We start from the raw sequence: 18,335 nt of genomic DNA, 5'->3' as shown, positions 1-18,335 counted from the left end.
ACGGACTGCAGCCGGCATAAAAGACAGGGCCGCACCTTTTTGGGGGCGGCCCTGTCTGCGGTAGATAAAACGTGCTATTTGGTATGGCAGATGGCGTCGTTTCCGCGTTCGCCGGTGCGGATGCGCACGGCCTCCGCGATATCGAACACAAAAATCTTGCCGTCGCCGGCCTCGCCGGTGCGGGCGGTCTCGGTGATATGGTCGATTACGGTGTCCACCTGCTCGTCCGGTACCACGACCTCGATCTTGATCTTAGGCAAGAAATTCACATCCACCTCCGCGCCGCGGATGAATTCTTTCCACCCTTTCTGGTTGCCGCAGCCCATTACCTGCGACAGGCTCATACCGTTGAGGTCGAGCTTTTTCAGGATAACCTTGATGTCCTCCAGCTTTTCGGGCCGGATAAAGGCTTCGATTTTTTTCATGGCGTTTCCTCCCGCTGATTCTCAGTCCATGCCGTTGAAGGAAGGGTAGGCCGCTTCGCCGTGTTCCGACTGGTCCAGGCCCACGTCCTCGTCACGCGGGGAGACCCGGAGCTTCCGGACGGCCAGTTTGGCGACGCCGAGGGCAATGAGCGTGCCCACCACCGCCACGACGATGGTGATGCCGATGGCCGCCATCTGCCGCACAAACAGTTCGCTCTGCCCGAAGAACAGGCCGTTCCAGCGCACCGCGTCCAGCTTGGGATCGGGGTTGAAGCCCTTGAGGGCAAACAGGCCGGTGGCGATGCCGCCCCAGATGCCGCCGATGCCGTGGCAGCCAAAGGCGTCGAGCGAATCGTCATACCCGAATTTCGGCTTGACATAGGTGACGAAGAAATAGCAGATGGGGCTGACCGCCGCGCCGATGATAATGGAAGCCCAGATGGGCACGAAACCTGCGCCCGGCGTGATGGACACCAGGCCTATGACCGCGCCGGTGGACATGCCAAGCAGCGTGGGTTTCTTGTTCCGGATTTTTTCAATAAACATCCACGAGAGCAGGGCGGCCGCGCAGGCGGTGTTGGTGGTGATGAACGCGTGGACGGCCAGCGTATTGGAAGCCCCCGCGCTGCCTGCGTTGAACCCGAACCAGCCGAACCACAGCAGCATGGCGCCCAGGAACACAAAGGGGATGTTGTGCGGATGGTAGGCCGCCCGGCCCAGGTTCTTGCGTTTGCCCAGCACAAGCGCGGCGGTGAGCGCGCTCACGCCGGAGCTGATATGCACCACATCGCCGCCCGCGAAGTCGATGGCGCCGAGTTTAAACAGAAACCCTCCGCCCCACACCATGTGCGCCAGCGGGTAGTACACAATGACCGACCAGACCGCGATGAAGATGAACAGCGCCGAAAAGCGCATCCGCTCCACCACCGCGCCGGTGATGAGGGCAGGCGTGATGATGGCGAACATCATCTGAAAGATGGCGAAGCAGACCGTGGTGGGCGCATAAGCGGTCATCGCCGCGCCGCTTTCCAAGCCCTGCATGCCAAACCAGTGCAGGTTGCCGATGATGCCCGCAATGTCGCCGCTGAACGACAGCGAAAAACCGATGAGCACCCACAGAATGGACGCCAGCCCCATGCAAAAAGCGGATGACGCCATGGTGTTGAGCACGTTTTTGCGCTTGACCATGCCACCGTAAAACAGTGCCAGCCCGGGGGTCATCAACAGAACCAGAGCGGATGATGTAAGCATCCACGCAATATCGCCGGAGTTGATATTGCCCATAAAATCCCTCCTAATATTTATGGAAATTGTGGAAAAAGATGATCTCCGGTAAGGAGCCTTTCTATTATGGCATGATTGTCCTTAAATAGCAATGCGTATACGGCACAAAGATGCAGGCCGGTTCATATACTGCCTGTGGACCGCACTTTATGAAAAGGAGGGGTTGCCATGCCGCTGACAACAAGGGAATTGTTCGCGCGGATGATCCAGTGTGAGGCGGGCGGTGAAGGCGACAACGGGATGCGCGCTGTGGCAAGCGTCATTATGAACCGGGTGAACGTGTCTTACGGCGAATACATGCGGGTCAACCAGGGGAGCCTGCGCAATGTGCTGTCGCAGCCCGGACAGTTCACTTGCTTTGAAGAGACGGTGGGCGGCCAGTACAATCCGCAGAACGTGTATAACATGCGTCCCACGCAGGTGCATTACGACATCGCCGACTGGGCCATCGGCGGCGGCACGCTGGGCGCCGTGGGCGACTGCCTGTGGTATTTCAATCCGTTCAGGCCCGATTGCCCGGCCAAGTTTCCATACAACGGCACCGGCGAATTATATGTACATATCGGCGACCATTGTTTCTATTCGCCCACTGCGCTGTATGCCCAAACATAGGCAATGGCGGAAAGTGTCCACAACAACGAGAAGGAGCGTTTTGCAATGAACGATTATTTGGGAACGGGCACGGGACAGCAGCACTGCGCCTGCGAAACACCGGCCGGCATGGCCAACACAGGCGGCTCGAGCTCGGCTGCCTATCAGACCGGAACGGCGGCCACGGGCGTCACCACAGGCTACAATGCCGGTATCAGCCAGGGCGGCATGGCGGTGCTGGACAGCACCCAGTTTCTCAATGGGTATCTGCGCAGTTTTATCGGCCGGAGCGTGACGGTGGAGTTCCTGTTCGGCACCGGTACTCTTTCCGACCGTACCGGCACGCTGATGAACGTGGGGGCGAATTACATCACCCTTCGGGAATTCGGCACAAGCAATCTGCTGGTGTGCGATTTCTTCTCCATCAAACTTGTGCGTGTATACCAAGGCTGAACCCGAGGGGCGGGCGCTTGTCTTCCGGTTTCGCGTCATCCGGCGCGGAGCCGGAACCTTTTATGGAAAAACAGGGCCGCATGCCCATTTGGGCATGCGGCTTTTCAGATCCCGGGATGTTCAGGTTTTACCTGTCTGATGACCTCCCCGCGGCATCTGAACCGCGGAATTATTTTGAAACTTGCCGTTCCGCTATTTCGATGGCTTTTCGAACCATGTTGCCGCAGTCACGGCTGGAAACCGAGCCCCAGCCGCCCTCTTGCCGGACAACCTGATCGACGCCAAGCTCCTTGGCAATTTCATATTTGAGTTTTTCGCTCATCATCGGGTGCCTGCTCATTTCCAAGACCCCCTGTTCACATTTTCAGTGATTTTGCACCGCGGTTGCGGCGCAGTTCTAGTTTGCGCCGCGCCGCGCGGGATACACGCGGCAATTTTTTGCGCGCTTTCCGAAAAAAACAAAAAATCGCAAAAATGATTTTTACTTGTTGCTTTCCACCTGGCCGAGCGACACGGCTTTGAGGTAGGCGTTGATGAAGCCGTCGAGATCGCCGTCCATCACCGCGCCGATGTTGCCGGATTCAAAGCTTGTGCGGTGGTCTTTCACCAGCGTGTAGGGCATGAAGACATAGGAGCGGATCTGGGAACCCCAGGCGATCTCCTTCTGCACACCTTTAATGTCTTCAATTTTATCGTAATGCTCGCGTTCCTTGATCTCGACGAGTTTGGATTTGAGCATGCGCATGGCCATTTCGCGGTTCTGGTGCTGGCTGCGCTCGTTCTGGCAGGACACCACAATGCCGGTGGGCAGGTGGGTGAGCCGCACGGCGGAGGACGTTTTGTTGATGTGCTGGCCGCCGGCGCCGCTGCTGCGGAACACATCCATCTTGATGTCCTCGGGGCGGATATCCACCTCGATGCTGTCGTCGATCTCGGGCATGACCTCCACCGAGGCGAAAGATGTGTGTCGTCTGCCGGACGAGTCAAACGGCGAGACGCGCACCAGGCGGTGTACGCCGATCTCCGATTTGAGGTAGCCGTAGGCGTTGAGCCCCTCAATGAGCACGGAGGCGCTTTTCAGGCCGGCCTCTTCACCGTCGAGGTAGTCGAGCACCTGCACGTTGAAGCCGTGCCGCTCGGCCCAGCGGGTATACATGCGGTAGAGCATTTCCGCCCAGTCCTGGGCCTCGGTGCCGCCCGCACCTGCGTGGAACGTGAGAATGGCATTTTTGGCGTCGTATTCGCCGGTGAGAAGCGTGGCCAGGCGCATGGTGTCGATCTGCGCGCGCACGCTGTCCACCGCTTCGGCCGCTTCCGCCAGCACGGAGAGGTCCTCTTCCTCGTCGGCCAGTTCGATCAGAGCCAGCGTGTCGTCCGTTTTCCGGCGCAGCGCCTCGTAGGAGGCAATCTTATCTTTTAACTGGCGCGTTTTCTGCAAAACGCTCTGCGAGTTTTCGATATCGTTCCAAAAATCCTGCTGGGCGGCCTTTTCTTCCAGTTCCCGCACTTCGGCGCGCGCGGCGTCCAGCCCGAGGGCGCGGCCCAGATCGTCGATCTCGGGGCGCATGTTTTCCAGCCGCAGGCGCAATTCTTCAAATTGAAGCAAACCAACCATCCTCTGTATCCAAATGCATTCCGTCCATGCCGCGCCGTATCGGACGGCTGCAGACTATCTGTCATAGTATAGCGTGTTTCACCGGTGTTGTAAAGCACGGGCGCCGCGGCGGCGGAGGTTTTGAACAAAGTGTAAAAAGGTTGTAAGAAATCTTACAGAAACTATACTTCCACAGGGGGCTGTGCTATAATCGGGGTTGTACAATATTAGGAGGGCATGTTATGAAAATCAAAAAGGCGATCATTCCGGCGGCGGGCCTGGGAACGCGCGTGCTTCCCGCATCCAAGGCCATCCCCAAAGAAATGCTTCCGCTGGTAGACAAGCCGGCTATCCAGTATATTGTAGAAGAGGCGGTCAACGCCGGCATCGAGGAAATCCTCATCATCACCAACCGCAACAAAACGGTGATGGAAGACCATTTCGACCGCAGCCCCGAGCTGGAACAGAAACTGGCCGAGGCCGGCAAGCTGGACAAACTCCAGATCGTGCTGGATGTGGCCAACCTGGCTGAGATCACCTATATGCGTCAGAAAGAGACACGCGGCCTGGGGCACGCGGTGCTGATCGCCCGCCCGTTTGTAGGCAACGAACCGTTTGCCGTCCTGTATGGCGACGATGTGATCGTCGGGAAAAAACCGGCCATCGGCCAGCTTGCCGCTGCGTATGAACAATACGGCCTGGGCGTGGCGGGCATCAAGCAGGTGCCGGAGAGCGACATCCATAAGTATTCCTCGCTGGCGGTGGAGCCGCTGCACGACAGTGTGTTCAAAGTGACCGACATGGTCGAAAAACCGCAGACCCCCGACGAGGTGCTGTCCCTCTATTCCATTTTGGGGCGGTGCGTGCTGCCGCCGGAGATATTCGATATCTTGGAAGAAACGCCGGTGGGTGCGGGCGGCGAACTGCAGCTGACCGACGCCATGCGTACCCTCGCGCGCACCAAAGGCATGGTGGGCGTTGATTACGAAGGCGTGCGGTACGACATGGGCAGCAAGCTCGGTATCATGAAGGCTTCGGTGGAAGCGGCGCTCATCCACGACGAGATCAAGGACGATTTCCGCGCCTACATTAAGCAGCTGGCCCAGACGATTTGATTTTTTCGGCAGATCGGCAGATCATAAGAAGCAGACAACCCCAAAGAGTTTCATTGCCTTTGGTTTTCAGGGCGCCCGCATGGACATGCATGCGGGCGCTCCGCTTTTTGGGGCGCTTGCGTTGTTGTGCGGCCTGTCTGCTTATGCTATAATGGAGTTGGACATTTTTGTAAAACCATGTCCGCAATATTGATACGCGCATCCGGTTTCCGGCGTGCGCGTCATGGGGGCAAAGCGCATGAAAGTTCTGCTGCTGACCAATACGGCGGGGCAGGGACACAATGCCACGGCGAAAGCGTTATGCGAATATCTGGAGTCCGTCGGGGCGGAGTGCCGCATCCTTGATTCCTATCGCTACATCAGCCCCGCGCTCTATCAGACCATTGCGCGCGGCTACCTGATCGCGACCTCCATCACACCGGTGGCCTACGGCACGGTCTACCGTTTTGCTGAAAACAAGGAAAAGAACAATTCCAAATATTCAATGCTCAACGCGGCCAATTCCATCATGTCCATCAAGCTGGAACGGTTCCTGCGGCGGGAGTTCCAGCCGGACGTGATTATCTGCACCCATATTTTTTCCGCACAGCTCATCAATGCCATGAAGAAAAACGGTCGCATCCGCGCCAAATCGGTCGGCATCATCACCGATTTCACCATCCATCCGTTTTGGCAGGATGTGGAGCATATCGACTATTTCGTGACGGCGAGCGAGCTGCTCACCCGGCAGGCTGTGCGCAAAGGCATCGACGCGCGGAAGATCCTGCCGTTCGGCATCCCCATCCATCCGAAGTTTTCCGCCAAGCTTCCGAAAGACGAGGCGCGCCGGATGCTTGGGCTCGCGCCGGACTGCTTCACGGTACTGGTGATGGGCGGCAGCATGGGGCACGGCAACCTGGCGGGCGCCATCGAGCAGATCGACCAGCTCGACAACGATTTCCAGGTGCTGGCCGTCTGCGGAAACAACAAGCATGCTTATCGGAAGATCCGGCAGATGGTCACGCGCCAGAAGGTTTACACCTATGGCTTTGTGGATAATGTGGACGTGATGATGGACGCGGCAGACTGCATCATCACCAAGCCGGGCGGGCTGACCACCAGCGAGGCGCTGGCCAAAAACCTGCCTATCCTGATGATGAACCCCATCCCCGGCCAGGAGGAGCGAAATGTGGAATTCCTGGTCAACAACGGGCTGGCTGTCAATGTCACGAACACCTATCCGGTGGATGAGGCGCTCTACCAGTTGTTTCTGTACCCGCAGAAGCTCAAGAACATGGAAGCGAACATCCGGCTGGTGGGCAAGCCCCATGCCACCGGCGACCTGTGTTCGTTCGTTATGACGCTGAGCCAGAAGAGCCTGCCGGCATGAATCTGCCGCTTTCGGACGGCGTGCGGGAGATGCTGGCGGTGTTTGGCCGCGCGGGCATTGAGGCGTGGCTGGTAGGTGGCTGTGTGCGGGACGGTCTGCTCGGCCGCACGCCGAACGACATCGACATTGCGACCGCGGCCACGCCGGACCAGGTGCAGGCGCTGTTTGCCAAAACGGCGCCCACCGGTGTACAATACGGTACCGTGACGGTCTTTTGCGGGGGCGCGCAGGCGGAAGTGACGACGTTTCGCAGCGAATCCGGCACGCGGGACACGCGGCATCCCGCCCGGGTGGTGTTTGGCGCGAGCCTGCGGGACGATCTTGCACGACGGGATTTCACCATAAACGCCATGGCGTGGTACCCGGAACGCGGGCTGTATGACCCGTTTGGCGGCGAAGCCGATCTGAAGGCCGGGCTGGTGAGGGCGGTGGGCGAGCCGTGCCTGCGTTTTGCGGAGGACGCGCTACGCGTTTTGCGGGCGTACCGTTTTGCGGCGCAACTAGGGTTCACGGTGGAGCCGCGCACACGCGCGGCAGCGGTGGAAGCCATGCCGCTTGCCGCCGCCCTCAGCGGCGAGCGGGTGCGGGAAGAATGGGAAAAGCTGCTTTGCAGCCCGTGCCCTGTGCTGGCGTTCCTGCCGGAGCTGGCGGGCGTCTGGTGTGCGGTCGGGCTGCCGGTGAAACCGATGCGCCCTCCGGCAGGGCTGGCGGATGTGCCCGCCCGCGCCGCCCAGCGCTGGGCGGCGTTCGTTTTCCTTTCACGGGTGGATACCGGGAGACTGTTTGCCCGTCTGCATTTTGCAAACCGGCTGGCGGACGAGGTGCGCGCACTGGTGGGTGTGCTTTCCGGCGCGCCGCTTGCGGACGCGCCTACGCTCAAGGCGGTTTTGGAGCGGGTTCCTCCCGGTGTGCTGGACGACGGGCTGCTCCTGCGCGGCCTGCTGCTCGGTGAGCGCACGGAAGCCGCGCGCGTCCTGCTTGCCGGTATATTGGAGCGCGGTGAGCCGTATCGCGTGGAACATCTGACCCTGCGCGGCGGCGAACTGGCTGAACTGGGGTTTTCCGGCACGGCCTGCGGGCAGGCGCAGCGCGCTCTGCTGCACTATGTGCGCTTCCACCCGGAACAGAACACGCAAGACCGGCTGCGGGCGTATCTTTTGCGGCATCCGCCCGGGCAGAAACCGTAATAAAGCGGCCGCGCACCTATTCCGGTGCGCGGCCGCTTTTGCGTGGTTGTCTGACGATTTCCGTTTTACGGGCGGATGAATTCCTGTGTCCAGTAGATGGTACCGTTGCTGTTCTGCACGGCGCCTACGCCGATCTGTGTGTAGGAGCTGTTGAGAATGTTGGCGCGGTGGCCGGGCGAATTCATCCACGCGTCCATGACCGCCTGTGCGGTCGGCTGGCCGTATGCGATGTTCTCGCCGGCGGCGGTGAACGAAATGCCGAACTGCTTCATCATATCAAATGGTGAACCGTAGGTGGGCGACTGGTGGGAAAAATAGTGGTTGTCGATCATGTCCTGCGATTTCAGCCGTGCCATATTGGCCAGCGCGCTGTTCACGGTCAGCGGCGCAAGGCCGTTTGCCGCACGCTGCTGGTTGACCAGCGTGACCACCTGGCTTTCGGCCGCGCTGAGACCCGAGGCGTCGGCGGCGGGTACGGACGAAACCGCGGAAGCCGCCGCGCTGGAGGAAGCGGGTTTGGATGCGGCGGATGATGCCGGTTTGGATGATGTGGCGGCTTCTGTTTTAGACGATGCGGACGAGGAAGATGGAGCGGCCGGATTGGACGATGCCGAAGGTGTGCCGGCGGTGCAGGAAGTCCCCGGTGTGACCACCACAACCTGGGAGGAGGTGCCGGACGACGGGCAGTTCGTCACGCCCGACAGGGCCGAATTGACAGCCGAAGCGGCGGAAGAAGCATAGTAACTGCCGGTGCTGTTTGTGCCGGCTTTTTTCGCGCACGAGGCGCCTTTCTGGCCAAAGAGCGACAGTACATATTGTTGAATATCTTTACAGGTGCCTTGTACACTGCAAACGACCGTTTTGCAGGCGGATTCTACCGGATTGCAGGCGGTTTGTGCCGCCTGGGGCGATGCGGCCGCGACGGAAAACGGCAGCAGAGCCGTGGTGACGGCGACAGCGACGGTCTTTTTCAGTTGAAAACGCAAGGTGTTTCCTCTCCTTTTTGGGGGTTGGGCAAACATGACTTTGCGCGCATATGTGCAGAATATGTCGAACATGCAGGCCCAAAACGCTCGCCGCGTGCCGGCGTGCCGGTGCGGCGGCTTTCTCGTTCAGTGGCCCTGCCCGGAGGGCGGGGCACAGTGGGCGACATGTCGTGTGGTTTCGGCCGGTCGACCGGGAACGTTGGCGAGGGGCGGCTGGCCGGTGCCGCGCCCATACGTTCAGCATACCATATTTCCATGCCACGGACAACGGATAATGCTGGAATGTGTACAAAACCCGCATAAAAACCCGTCGGAAAACATTGGAAAGCATCGAAAAACGCACGGATAGAGCGTTTGCGGCCGACACGGAGCGCTTTTTTCCACAAATTGCATGGGGAGACAGGGAAAAATGGTTTGCCCTGTGGATGGAAGATTTTGTTGTTTTCCCGAACCTGTATGGTATAATACTTATAAACTGGCACATCAAACGTATACGGGCAGGAGCAGCTTATGGCGAACATCATACAAAACATCCCGGAAATCACCTTGAACGACGGACTGACCTTGCCGGCCATCGGATTTGGCACCTATCTGCTGAACGGGGCGGCGGGCGTGAACGCCATTCTCAGCGCCGTGTCGGCCGGATACCGCCTGCTGGATTCCGTGTTCAATTATGAAAACGAGGGCGCGGTGGGCGAAGCGGTGCGGCGCAGCTCCGTGCCCAGAGAACAGATGTTGATTGCGTCCAAACTGCCGGGCAGGCATCAGGCGTATAAAGAGGCGGTCGCCACCATTCAGGAATCACTGTTCCGTGCGCATCTGGACTATTATGACCTGTATCTCATCCACTGGCCGAATCCCGGCAGGAATTTGTATGTGGAGGCGTGGCAAGCGCTCATCACCGCCAGACAGTGGGGACTGGTGCGGTCCATCGGGGTGTGCAACTTCCTGCCGGAGCACATCGAACGGCTGATCCGCAAAACCGGCGTGACGCCCAGTGTCAACCAGATCGAACTGTATCCTCTCTTTGCGCAGAAAAGCCAACTGCAATGGCACCGCGAACACGGGATCGTTACCGAAGCGTGGAGCCCGTTGGGACGCAAAAGCAAGGCGTTATTTCAAAACCAGACCATTTTGGATATTGCCGCCCGACATGGGAAGACGCTTTCGCAGGTCATCCTGCGCTGGCACACCCAGCGCGGAGCCGTTCCCATTCCCAAATCCACCACGCCGGGCAGGCAGATCGAAAATATTTCCATTTTTGATTTCACGCTCAGCGAGGAAGAACTGGCCGCCATCACGGCGCTCAGCCGGCCGGACGGGCGCACTTCCGATCAAGATCCTGCCGTCTACGAAGAGTTCTGATCGGTTTCGTCCACGCCGTTTTGCATCGAGAAACCATGCGCTTCTGCAGGCCCAATGCTTGCGGAAGCTTTTTTTGTAATCAAAACAGAATATCATGCGCACAAAGCGCATAAATCCACGCATAACCGCGCATACTTTTTACAAAACAGGAGGTTTTTGCGATGGGTATTCCGTGCTTTCTGGGTGTGGACGTCGGGTCGGTGAGCACCGATCTGGTTTTGATGGATGAAACGGGCGAATTGCTGGCGTCGCTTTACCTGCGCACGCGCGGCCGCCCGGTGGAAACACTGGAGGACGGCCTGCGCCGTCTGGGCGAGGCCGTGCCGGACGCAGCGGTGCATGGTGTGGGCGCAACGGGCAGCGCCAGACAACTGGCAGGCATCGTGGTGGGGGCGGACGTGGTAAAAAACGAGATCACCGCCCATGCCGCGGCGGCAAAAGCCGTGGTACCCGACGTGCGCACGGTGCTGGAGATCGGCGGGCAGGATTCCAAGATCATCTTCATCCGCGACGGCGTGGTGGTTGATTTTGCCATGAACACCGTCTGCGCGGCGGGCACCGGCTCGTTTCTGGACCGGCAGGCCGAGCGGCTCCAGATCCCCATCGGGGAATTCGGCGGCTACGCGCTGCGCGCCAAATCGCCCACCCGCATCGCGGGACGCTGCGCGGTATTCGCCGAGTCGGACATGATCCATAAACAGCAGGCCGGGCACAGCGTGGAGGATATCGTAGCCGGCCTGTGCGAGGCGCTTGCCCGCAATTTTCTTGCCAACCTGGCCAAGGGCAGGGAGATACAGGGGCCGGTGCTGTTCCAGGGCGGTGTGGCGGCCAATGTGGGCATGTCCGCGGCGTTTGAGCGGGAACTGGGCATGAAGCTTATCATTCCCGCGCACCACGGGGTGATGGGCGCGCTGGGCGTGGCGCTGCTGGCACAGAAATCCGCGCAGAAAGGCGCGCAGAGCCGTTTTGCCGGGTTTGGGCGCACGGGGTTTGCATGCGAAACATCCGGCCTGCTGTGTACCGGCTGCGCCAACCGGTGCGAAGTGACCGAGGTGCGGCGCGGCGGTGTGGTGACCGCGCGTTTCGGTGACCGCTGCGGCAAATGGTCGGCCAAGAGCGAGGCGGTATGCGCGCGCGGATGACGGCGGCGAAAGCCGCTTTGCAGCCTGCGCCGCCCGTCTGTCTGTGGGAAACCGCGCCGCGTTCTCCCGCCGCGGGCGGGGAGGCGCGGGCGCGGCGGGAAGCACGCCCTCTGCGCGTGGGCATCCCGCACGCGATGGGGTTTTATGAGCACGGAGCGGTTTGGGCACGGATGTTTACCCTGCTGGGTTGTGACGTAGTGTTTTCTCCGCTCACCAGCCGGCAGATCCTCGACTGGGGCGTGCGTGCGACGGTTACCGAGTTCTGCCTGCCGGTCAAGGTGCTGGCGGGGCATGTGCGCGCGTTGGCCGGAAAAGCGGATGTGATCTTCCTGCCCCGCTGCCTGAGCAGCGCAGAGGGGGAGATGAGCTGCCCCAAAGCCTGCGCGCTGCCCGATGTGGTGCGTCTCAGCTTTGAAGACTCGGTGGAGGTGCTGGAGGCGGCGGTTGACCCCGACCGCTTTGCCGATGAGCATGAGGCCGTGCGTCTGGATGCGGTTGCCGGGCGCCTGGGAGTGCCGGAAGAAACCGTGCGCGAGGCGCTGGCGCAGGCCGGACGCAGTCAGGCGGCGGCTGCTCCGGAACTGTCCGGCCGGACGATCGTCCTGCTTGGGCATCCGTATGTGCTGGAAGACCCATGTATCTCGATGGAACTGGCCAAGAAGCTGCGCGCACGCGGCTTCGGCACCGTCATGCCGCGCGACCTGCCGTATAAGGAGCGGCGCGCGGACGTGCACCCGTACGACGGCAAGGCGTTTTACACCATTGGGCTGGATATTCTGGGGGCCGTTCATGTGCTTGCGCGCCGCCCGGAGGTGTGCGGCATGATCTACCTGACGCCGTTCGGCTGCGGCATCGACGCGCTGGTTGCCGCGCATGTGGAGCAGCATCTGCGCGAGGGCGCGCGGCGCATCCCGTTTATGAAGCTGACGGTGGATGAGCAGACGGGTGAGGCCGGATTCGATACCCGCGTGGAAGCCTTTCTGGATATGATGGAGGAGTAACGGATGAAGCTCACGTTCCCGCATATGGGCAATATTTACATTGCCGCCAAGGTTGTGTTCGACCGCCTGGGAGTGGAGTATGTAATGCCGGAACCCCGCAGCCGTGCCGCGCTGGAAAAGGCGCTGGAGGTGGCGCCGGAAACCATCTGCCTGCCGTTCAAGACCATCCTCGGCAATTTTATTGAGGGGCTGGACAATGGGGCGGATACCATCATTTTCGGCGGCGGGCACGGGCGCTGCCGCCTGTCCTATTTCGGCGACCTGCTGCGGGAAACGCTTGAGGGGATGGGCTATCGCTTTCATTTCCTGTTTATGGATTTTAACCGGCTTGACCCGCGGCAGATAGCGGAAACGTTTGCGCCGCTGGTGGAGGGCACCGATGCGCTGCGCATCGTCCGCGCGCTGGCGGAAGGCTGCCACACCATCTTTTCGGTTGACCGGCTGTATGCCCGCTCCTGCCGGGTGCGCTGCCGGGAACTGCACCGCGGCGATGCCGATGCGGTGATGCGCACGTTTGAACATGCCGTGCTCCACGCGCAGGATGCCGGGCGCATCCTGGCCGAGCTGCGGGCGGCGCACCGCGCGCTGCGCGCCGTGCCGCTCGACCCGGAGGCCAGACCGCTGCGGGTCATGCTGGTGGGGGAAATCTTTACGGCCTGCGAACCGTTCATCAATCTGGAAATCGAGCGCAAACTCGGGCAGATGGGCGTGGATGTTTACAATACGCTGGGCGTCAGCGCCTGGGTGCGGGATCATTTTTTCGGAAGTGTTTTTCCTTTTCTGGTGCATGGGCAGCCAAAGGTCGCTGCCGGCGCCTATGCGCACACCGATGATTTTGGTGGGCTGGGGGTGGAAAGCATCGGCAATGCCGCGCTGGCGCGCCAAAACGGGATGGACGGCGTCATACAGATCTATCCGCTCACCTGCATGCCGGAGATCGTGGCCGAGGCCGCCATGCCGTATGTGCAGCAGCGGGAGGGTGTGCCGGTGATGACGCTGGTGGTGGACGAACAGACCGGCGAGGCGGGGTTCATGACACGGCTGGAAGCCTTTACCGATATGCTTGCCATGCGGCGCGAACAGCCCCTGCTGCGTACCGGATAAACCGCACCTGGTAAACGTTTGAATGGTTTTGCCCTGTATATCCCGGCGGCGGACTCTTCGGAAGCAAAAGATTCTTTCCATGCTGTTTATAAAGGGTTCACAATTTTTGACAATATCCGTGATAAAATAGGAACAGTCAAAAGGGGCCACCATATTGAACGATTTACACCAGGGAGGTTTCGCATATGTTTGGGGATTTCTTTCACCATGACGGCGAAGACGACGAGAATAAAAACAGCCGGCCGTCTTCCGAAGAGCAGAACGGGGATGCCGACCAGTCGGAGCAGGGGAGCACCGGCCCCGGTCAGGACGACCCCTACGGCGGCAACGTACAGTACAAATGGAACTACGACGATTACCAGCGGGCGCTTGAAAAGGACAAAGGCGCGTCCGACGGAAATGAACAATACCATGCGCCGCAGGGCGGTTTTCAGGCGGTGGACCAGCCAAAGCCGCCCCGCAAAAAATCCAGGGGCCTGCGGGTGTTCGTTATTTCGGTCTGCAGCGTGTTCGGCGTGGCCGTTTTGATTCTGGCCGGCTTTGCAGTGGCCTCCATGGTGCGGGGCGGTGGGCTGAGCGGCCTGACCTCCAGCACGTCTTCGGTCAGCGGCGGCATCACGCTCACGGATAAACCCTCCAGCACGAGCACGGTCTCGGCCACATCCACCAGCACCGGGCTGCAACTGAGCGCCGCGCAGGTGGTCAGCAAGGTCAAGCAGTCGGTGGTGGCGGTGGAAACCTATGATCTGCGCTCGGTCGATCCCAGCGCGGAAGGTTCCGGCATCATCACGTCTTCCGACGGCTATGTCGTCACCAATGCGCATGTGATCTCCGGTGGGCAGAAGTTTGAAGTGGTGGTCACGGCGGCCGACGGTTCCACCAAATCGTATGACGCCAAAGTGGTCGGCAGTGACACCAGAAGCGACCTCGCCGTGCTGAAGATCGACGCTACCGGGCTTTCGGCGGCCACGTTCGGCAATTCCGACCAGGTGCAGGTGGGCGAATCGGTGCTGGCCATCGGCAACCCGGGCGGTACCGAATTCGCCGGGTCGGTGACCTCCGGCATCATCTCCGCCACCAACCGCCAGATCTCCACCAATGGTTATTCGCAGACCGTGCTGCAGACCGACGCGGCCATCAACCCCGGCAACTCCGGCGGCGCGCTGGTGAATATGTACGGGCAGGTCATCGGCATCACCTCCTCCAAAATTGAGGAAACCGGTTTTGAGGGCATGGGCTTTGCCATCCCCATCAATGTTGCGCAGCCGATCGTGGACAGCATTATCAAGAGCGGCTATGTCACCGGCCGTGTGAAGCTCGGCATCTCGGTGAGCCCGTTCACATCCTATCAGGCCAAGCTCTACAATATGCCCACCGGCCTGATGGTGGAAAGCGTAGACAGCTCGAGCGACGCCGCCGCGCAGGGCATCAAACAGAACGACATCATCACCAAGATCAACAACGTGACGGTCGCGACCGGCGATTCCTCCACATGGTATGACAATTTCTACAAAGAGGAAAGCAAATACAAGGCCGGCGACACCGTAACGCTGACGGTCGCCCGGTATACCAACGGTTCCGCCCAAACGCTGACGTTCAAGGTCAAGCTGGCGGAGGACAAGGGCGACACCTCCACGTCTGAATCCGATACGACTTCCCAGTCCGGCAACAGCAACGGCAACAGTAACGGCTACGGTTATGGCAACGGCAACAGCGGAAACAGCGACAGCAACGACGGTGGATTCTCATTTTTCAACGGCAGCAACTGAGGATATTGCGTAAAAAGCCCGCATCCACATATGTGGATGCGGGCTTTTGTTCTGCCTGCGCTTAAAAGACCTTGTTTTTGAGCTTGAGCTGCCGAATATCGCGTCCGAAGAATTTGAACATCCAGAAATCACCGATCAGCCGCGAAAAAATCTTCTGTCCATAGCGCGCTTCCAGTTCCTGTTCGGTGAGGTTGGTGCTCACGATGGTGGGGCGGCGCGCCAGTGTGCGGGTGTTGATGATGTTGTAGAATGTGCTGTTGGTAAACGAGGTGGCATAGTCGGGTAACTCGTCCAGAATGAGCAGGTCGCAGTCGTAGACCGTCTGCGTGAACTGTCCGCCGCCTCGGCCGAAGTGTTCCGCCTCGATCCTGGCAAAAATGTTTTGCGCGGTGTCGTAGATCACGCTGAAGCCGCGCGCCAGCACCTCGCCCCCGATAGCCAGCGCCAAGTGGGTTTTGCCAAGCCCGGTGCCGCCCAAAAACAGCAGGCTGGGGCTCTCGGCGGAAAAACGCTCCGCGTAGTCTTTACAGGACGTGAACACCCGCCCCATGTAGGCGCGCACCGTGGCGTCCGTACCGGGGAGGGGCGTGTCCGGATAATAAGCGAGGTCGAACGTGTCAAATGCGCGCAGAGGCAGTGGAGAGCCGGAGTTGGCGCGACGGCAGGCTTCGTCCCGCAGCAACGCACGCAGGCACTCGCAGATGCGGTCGCCCACATAGCCGGTGTCGCCGCAGAGCCGGCAGTGGGGCCTGGGGGCCAGCGCGTCGGGCGGCAGACCGTGCGCGGTGAGCAGTTCGGCGCGCTCGACCTGTAAGTCCAGGTTGATCTTTTTCAGTTTTTGGATATGGGCGGCGGCATCTCCGCCCGTAAGCATGCCGCGCACGGCGTCCACCGCTGTGGCGGCCAGTTCGTCCTGAATCTCCCGCAGGCGCGGAATGCGCGCAAACAGTTCCGCGCGGGTGCGGGCGGTTTCGTCTTCCGCTTCCTGCCGGCGCTGCTCCAGGCGGCGCATGGCCGCGTCGAACACGTCCTTGCCGTAGGCCATTCGTTCTTCCTCCTTTCACGCGGGCGTCTGTTTATTTGTCGCCGAGCAGCCGTTTCATCGACAGATCGACGTATTCGTTAATGTCGTAGGTCGCGGTTTTGCCGCCGTTCTGTCTCGGGGGTTCGCGCCGCTCGTTCTGCGCCTGCTCCACGGTGGTGAAGCCTTTTTCGTGCCAGGTCTTCAGAATGGAATTGATATAGGAAAAAGAGAGCTTGCCGGTGCGCTTGACGCAGATGTCGAACGCCGCGTGCACCAGCTCCGGCGGCGTCTGCCATTCGTTGGCCCAGCGCGTCAGGTGCTGTCGCTCCGAGGGGGTGAGCGCCCGCCCCGTGATGCCCATGATGGAACGCACCTGTCCTTCAAAGCTGTGCAGCGCTTCCAACTGCCGGATGCGCTGCTCGGCTTTCTCGTGGGTGTCGATGCCGTCCTCCGCCCAGGAGAGCGCCACTTTTTCCAGATACCGCAGGTTGGTGTGCCCGGTGGTCACACAGTATTCCAGCAGCATGAGGATGACGTCGGCCGGCAGGCCGGCGCTGTCGTACAAAAACAGCAGCGTAGAGCAGTCCGCCGGGGAGAGCAGCCGCCCTAGCAGCGTGGGGGCGGTGTCCAGCAGAAAGCGGATCTCCGCGCTGTTTTTGGAGCGGTTGACAATGTCGGTGGCGGTATATTGTGTGGGTGTTTCCAGCGCGGGGCGCGCGGGCCGTTCCGGCTTTTTCGCGGCGCTTGCAGGCGGCGCGGCTTGCGCGGCGGCTTCTGCGGCGGCGGGTGCCGGTCCCGCGTTCAATGCGAACAGTCCCCGTTCCGCCCAGTAGGCGAGCGCTGCGAGCAGCGTGTCCTCCTCCATGCGCAACGCCTTGCAGAGCGCCGCGCTTTCCTGTTCTCCGCCGCGCCGGTAGAGATAGAGCAGTACGCGCAGCGCATCTGCGGACGCGTCGTTTATGTATCGGTCGACGATGTCGCACGGCAATGCGAAAACGCCGGCTGTAAAGCCAAAGCAGACATGCAGTTTCAATCTGGTGATCCTCTTTCCGATCCTGTATGGAGGCGTTTCAACGGCGCCTGTCCGTTTATTATAGCATAAGCCGGGGCCGGACGAAAGGGCGCGGAGAGCCTGGCGGGTCGGTTGTATTTATAGAAAAGATATGGTAAAATGAAAAAAATCGATGTCGGAGATGAAGCAGGTTGGCGGAACAGGATAACCGCTATCGGGAGAGGCTGCTGGAGAGCGGCCTGAAAGTGACACGCCAGCGGCTGGCTTTGCTCGCGGCCATCAGCCAGAGCGAAACACCGCTTACGGCCGAGGAACTGTTTATGCGCCTGCGGCGGGATTTTGCAACACTGAGCCTTTCCACGGTCTACCGCGCGCTGGATACGCTCTGTGAAAAAAAGATGGTTTCCCGCTCGGTGCTGATGGACGGCGGGCGCGCCATGTTTGAGATCGCGCCGGAGACCCACGGGCACAACCTGATCTGCACGGTCTGCCACAAGATCGTGCCGATTCAGGGCTGCCCGCTGCGCGATTATGAGGACAGTCTCGCCCGCTCTACCGGATACGTGATTTCCGGGCACAAGCTGGAGGTATACGGCGTGTGTCCGCAGTGCCAAAGCAAAAGCCATGCCGTGTGACACGGCTGGTTTCGCACACGCTTCGCCCGACCGACCGCTCCCGCGCAGGGGAGCGCAACATTGCCGCAGGAGGAATGCAGCATGGAAAAGAGATTGTATCGTTCCCGTACCCAACGGATGCTGGCCGGTGTTTGCGGCGGCATCGCCGAATATTTCAATATAGACCCCACGCTGATCCGTCTTGGCTGGGTGATTTTCGCCTGCATGGGCGGCACGGGTGTGCTGGCCTACATCATCGCGGCCATTGTGATCCCGCTGAGCCCCGTCGAGTGACGGCTG

General features: G+C 60.3%; 20 protein-coding genes. 12 read left to right on the top strand and 8 right to left on the bottom strand.

Features of this window, described 5'->3' with window-relative positions; genetic code table 11:
- Positions 1-74: 74 nt before the first annotated feature.
- Both ETHHA_RS11105 and ETHHA_RS11100 read right to left on the bottom strand, forming a co-directional pair.
- Positions 75-425, bottom strand: a complete 351-nt coding sequence (locus tag ETHHA_RS11105) for a P-II family nitrogen regulator (protein WP_013486064.1) — start codon at positions 423-425, stop codon at positions 75-77.
- A 21-nt stretch (positions 426-446) separates the two neighbouring features.
- Positions 447-1,709, bottom strand: coding sequence for an ammonium transporter (locus ETHHA_RS11100; RefSeq protein WP_013486063.1), 1,263 nt, complete (start codon positions 1,707-1,709; stop codon positions 447-449).
- A gap of 168 nt (positions 1,710-1,877) precedes the next feature.
- Here ETHHA_RS11100 and ETHHA_RS11095 point away from each other — a divergent pair, with 168 nt between their 5' ends.
- Together ETHHA_RS11095 and ETHHA_RS14700 are read left to right on the top strand one after the other, a co-directional pair.
- Entirely contained in the window at positions 1,878-2,321 is a 444-nt protein-coding gene (locus ETHHA_RS11095; protein WP_013486062.1) for a cell wall hydrolase, read from the top strand.
- 45 nt (positions 2,322-2,366) lie between these two features.
- On the top strand, positions 2,367-2,753 hold the full coding sequence (locus ETHHA_RS14700) for a hypothetical protein (protein ID WP_013486061.1): 387 nt from the start codon (positions 2,367-2,369) through the stop codon (positions 2,751-2,753).
- A gap of 169 nt (positions 2,754-2,922) precedes the next feature.
- On the opposite strand, the gene ETHHA_RS11085 is transcribed toward ETHHA_RS14700, so the two are convergent.
- Both ETHHA_RS11085 and prfB read right to left on the bottom strand, forming a co-directional pair.
- Complete coding sequence (locus ETHHA_RS11085) at positions 2,923-3,093, bottom strand: alpha/beta-type small acid-soluble spore protein (protein WP_013486060.1); 171 nt, start codon at positions 3,091-3,093, stop codon at positions 2,923-2,925.
- 141 nt (positions 3,094-3,234) lie between these two features.
- Positions 3,235-4,359, bottom strand: coding sequence for a peptide chain release factor 2 (gene prfB / locus ETHHA_RS11080; RefSeq protein WP_041686836.1), 1,125 nt, complete (start codon positions 4,357-4,359; stop codon positions 3,235-3,237).
- A 230-nt stretch (positions 4,360-4,589) separates the two neighbouring features.
- On the opposite strand from prfB, the gene ETHHA_RS11075 reads away from it, so the two are divergent.
- From ETHHA_RS11075 to ETHHA_RS11065, 3 genes are all read left to right on the top strand, one after another.
- Positions 4,590-5,462 carry a UTP--glucose-1-phosphate uridylyltransferase gene (locus ETHHA_RS11075; RefSeq protein ID WP_013486058.1) on the top strand — a complete coding sequence of 291 codons (873 nt, stop codon included), beginning with the start codon at positions 4,590-4,592 and terminating at the stop codon, positions 5,460-5,462.
- 238 nt (positions 5,463-5,700) lie between these two features.
- Positions 5,701-6,831, top strand: coding sequence for an MGDG synthase family glycosyltransferase (locus tag ETHHA_RS11070; RefSeq protein ID WP_013486057.1), 1,131 nt, complete (start codon positions 5,701-5,703; stop codon positions 6,829-6,831).
- On the top strand, positions 6,828-8,018 hold the full coding sequence (locus ETHHA_RS11065) for a CCA tRNA nucleotidyltransferase (protein WP_013486056.1): 1,191 nt from the start codon (positions 6,828-6,830) through the stop codon (positions 8,016-8,018). Before ETHHA_RS11070 ends, ETHHA_RS11065 begins: the two co-directional genes overlap by 4 nt.
- A gap of 65 nt (positions 8,019-8,083) precedes the next feature.
- Here ETHHA_RS11065 and ETHHA_RS15640 read toward each other — a convergent pair whose 3' ends face one another.
- Entirely contained in the window at positions 8,084-9,004 is a 921-nt protein-coding gene (locus ETHHA_RS15640) for a CAP domain-containing protein (protein ID WP_013486055.1), read from the bottom strand.
- On the bottom strand, positions 8,989-9,528 hold the full coding sequence (locus ETHHA_RS15935; protein WP_162932052.1) for a hypothetical protein: 540 nt from the start codon (positions 9,526-9,528) through the stop codon (positions 8,989-8,991). Before ETHHA_RS15935 ends, ETHHA_RS15640 begins: the two co-directional genes overlap by 16 nt.
- On the opposite strand from ETHHA_RS15935, the gene ETHHA_RS11055 reads away from it, so the two are divergent.
- The 5 genes from ETHHA_RS11055 to ETHHA_RS14690 all read left to right on the top strand — a co-directional run bounded on the left by ETHHA_RS11055 (position 9,515) and on the right by ETHHA_RS14690 (position 15,385).
- The gene (locus ETHHA_RS11055; protein ID WP_013486054.1) at positions 9,515-10,369 is read left to right on the top strand and encodes an aldo/keto reductase; all 855 of its coding nucleotides are present in this window, start codon (positions 9,515-9,517) and stop codon (positions 10,367-10,369) included. The genes ETHHA_RS15935 and ETHHA_RS11055 overlap by 14 nt on opposite strands.
- A gap of 161 nt (positions 10,370-10,530) precedes the next feature.
- Positions 10,531-11,511, top strand: a complete 981-nt coding sequence (locus ETHHA_RS11050; protein WP_013486053.1) for an acyl-CoA dehydratase activase — start codon at positions 10,531-10,533, stop codon at positions 11,509-11,511.
- The gene (locus tag ETHHA_RS11045) at positions 11,496-12,512 is read left to right on the top strand and encodes an acyl-CoA dehydratase activase-related protein (RefSeq protein WP_159033372.1); all 1,017 of its coding nucleotides are present in this window, start codon (positions 11,496-11,498) and stop codon (positions 12,510-12,512) included. Before ETHHA_RS11050 ends, ETHHA_RS11045 begins: the two co-directional genes overlap by 16 nt.
- Positions 12,513-12,515: 3 nt before the next feature.
- Entirely contained in the window at positions 12,516-13,616 is a 1,101-nt protein-coding gene (locus ETHHA_RS11040) for a hypothetical protein (protein ID WP_013486051.1), read from the top strand.
- A gap of 185 nt (positions 13,617-13,801) precedes the next feature.
- The gene (locus ETHHA_RS14690) at positions 13,802-15,385 is read left to right on the top strand and encodes a S1C family serine protease (RefSeq protein ID WP_013486050.1); all 1,584 of its coding nucleotides are present in this window, start codon (positions 13,802-13,804) and stop codon (positions 15,383-15,385) included.
- Between the two features lie 61 nt (positions 15,386-15,446).
- Here ETHHA_RS14690 and ETHHA_RS11030 read toward each other — a convergent pair whose 3' ends face one another.
- Positions 15,447-16,430, bottom strand: a complete 984-nt coding sequence (locus ETHHA_RS11030) for an ATP-binding protein (protein ID WP_013486049.1) — start codon at positions 16,428-16,430, stop codon at positions 15,447-15,449.
- Between the two features lie 31 nt (positions 16,431-16,461).
- Positions 16,462-17,442 carry a DnaD domain protein gene (locus tag ETHHA_RS11025; protein ID WP_013486048.1) on the bottom strand — a complete coding sequence of 327 codons (981 nt, stop codon included), beginning with the start codon at positions 17,440-17,442 and terminating at the stop codon, positions 16,462-16,464.
- A 170-nt stretch (positions 17,443-17,612) separates the two neighbouring features.
- On the opposite strand from ETHHA_RS11025, the gene ETHHA_RS11020 reads away from it, so the two are divergent.
- Together ETHHA_RS11020 and ETHHA_RS11015 are read left to right on the top strand one after the other, a co-directional pair.
- Positions 17,613-18,056 (top strand): Fur family transcriptional regulator, encoded by a 444-nt coding sequence (locus ETHHA_RS11020; protein ID WP_013486047.1) that lies wholly within the window; start codon positions 17,613-17,615, stop codon positions 18,054-18,056.
- Positions 18,057-18,137: 81 nt separating this feature from the next.
- On the top strand, positions 18,138-18,329 hold the full coding sequence (locus tag ETHHA_RS11015) for a PspC domain-containing protein (RefSeq protein WP_013486046.1): 192 nt from the start codon (positions 18,138-18,140) through the stop codon (positions 18,327-18,329).
- Positions 18,330-18,335 lie beyond the last annotated feature (6 nt).

Origin of the sequence: Ethanoligenens harbinense YUAN-3, assembly GCF_000178115.2 — a bacterium.
In the GTDB taxonomy this organism is placed as follows: domain Bacteria; phylum Bacillota; class Clostridia; order Oscillospirales; family Ethanoligenentaceae; genus Ethanoligenens; species Ethanoligenens harbinense.
Note: the sequence above shows the minus strand (reverse complement) of the source record. Positions and strands in the feature narration are given on the sequence as shown.